Annotated in this window: 2 protein-coding genes; one reads left to right on the forward strand and one right to left on the reverse strand. The window is 39.7% G+C overall.

Translation table 11 applies throughout. The features are described 5' to 3' along the window. Positions 1-861: tyrosine-type recombinase/integrase (locus SD31_RS12530; protein WP_039054388.1), on the reverse strand; the 861-nt coding region annotated here is incomplete at its 3' end. A 199-nt stretch (positions 862-1,060) separates the two neighbouring features. Here SD31_RS12530 and SD31_RS12535 point away from each other — a divergent pair. Continuing rightward, a complete protein-coding gene (locus SD31_RS12535; protein WP_039054389.1) occupies positions 1,061-1,564 on the forward strand; it encodes a DUF6265 family protein in 504 nt (167 codons plus the stop codon). Positions 1,565-1,958: the final 394 nt, after the last annotated feature.

The raw sequence follows: 1,958 nt of genomic DNA on the forward strand, positions 1-1,958 counted from the left end.
TACCGCTTGTACACTGCGGACGGAATACCGCCCACCGTACCGACCTTCAAAAAGGTAAGTTTTGGGCTGGTATGCTTTATTAATATTCCCGCCAGCAAATCCAAGCACTGCAGACGGTAATGGTACATACCGGTCTTTCTTTCCTTTACCCGCTTCGATGAGTACCTGCATCCGTCCACTGTCGATGTCGCTCACTTTCAGATTGACAACCTCACTTACTCGCAGCCCCATTCCGTAGCACAGTTGCAACATCAGCAAATGCTTCTGGTTTCGTACCACGTCGAATATGCGTTTTACTTCCTTTTGGCTCAGCACTTTTGGTAAAGTGGATGGCTTCTTCGGCCGTGGGATTTCGGCAAAGAAGTCCGGTTTATGGAGCACCTGTTCAAAATAGAATTTGATGGCGTTGAGTCTGCTTTGCAGCTGGCTTTCTGAAATTTTCAATGTATTGATGCAATAAAGGATGTAAGCACGGAGACGGTCGTAGCCCAGCGAATCAACGGGCACATCTTTCAAAATATACAGTAGCTGTGCAAATTCGATCATGTATGTCTTTATGGTCAACGGGCTGTAGGCTTTCATCTGCAACACATCTTTCATTCGTTGCAACTCCCGAGCATTTACGGGTGACAATTTGGACAATACCCCTTTGCCAACCGGTGGGATTTCCATCCCAAACAGTGTCCGGAAATGGGTGTTGTCCGGTACATACCAGCGCTTCTTAGACCTGCTCCACCTACCTTTCAGCGATTTGACCAAATCAATCTTTGCCCGGTCGTATTTGAAATCCACCCAAATGACCGCCGAATCATTATGCCTACCTTCCCGGAAAGCAAAACCGGAAAAATCAATAGCTTTCATACTGCGCATTTTGTATTATCTGCCAAAGTAACTTTAAGAAAGTTATACAAAATACGCAATAGATGAAATCGCACAACCATAAAGTTAAGCCCCTTACAAACAAATATTTATGGCAAAACAGAGAATTATTGGTTTTTTTTTGTAAAGAAGATTATTGCGTATATTTGAGAGTTAGTGGCAAGCAAAAATCAAAACTCGTATGAAAAGAACATTTATTTTACTGACTTCAATTTTAGTTTTATCTTGTAATCAAAACACGAAAACTAATCAAAACGAAAATTTAGAAACTGAATCTAACACAAAAAACGAAACAGAAATGACTGGAAATTTAGATTGGCTAACTGGAAATTGGAAAAGGCTGAATGAAGAAGCCGGAAAAGAAACTTTTGAAAACTGGGAAAAAATTAGCCCAAATCAATATTCTGGAATTGGATTTACAATTCAAAAAGGCGACACCATAAGTCAAGAAAAAATGGACATAATCGAAACTAACGGAAAATGGACTTTATTTGTTAAAGCGCCAGACGAAAAGGAAGCAACAACATTCGAAATGGCTGAACTAAAAAATAATGAATTTACTTTCGTTAATGACTCTATTGACTTTCCAAAAAAGATTCGATATTGGATTGAAGGAGACAAAATGCAAGCCACAATTTCTAATGACGAAATGGAAATTCCTTTTGAATTTGAGAAAATTAAGTAAACAAAATATTGCCAGCCACTAACAAGGTTTTTGCAAAATGGCGGGTTAAGTGATAGCTGAAAGTTTTGTCTTTTAAATCCGCAAAAGCCAATTTTATTGGCTTTTTTCTTTAAATTAGCAAATGAAAATTGGCTTTTGCTACGTGTCGTCTAAATCGAAACTTTCGTCTTCGATTTTCCGCCACTTCGCAAAGCCCTGAACCGTTAGAGTGTCTAAACATAAAGACCCCCACGTTTCTCACAGCTCTGAACTGTGCCTACAGAGCAGCCGGTATGAAGGGTTTTCTGCTTTTGAAGTAATAAATCCCATTGTGGTCATCTTTGAAGCTGTAGCTACAAAATCCTATCCAACGGACTTTGATAGAATTCAGTTGCGCATTCGCTGACCTTTGCAT

It is taken from the genome of Sphingobacterium sp. T2 (assembly GCF_000814685.1).
GTDB lineage: Bacteria > Bacteroidota > Bacteroidia > Sphingobacteriales > Sphingobacteriaceae > Sphingobacterium > Sphingobacterium thermophilum.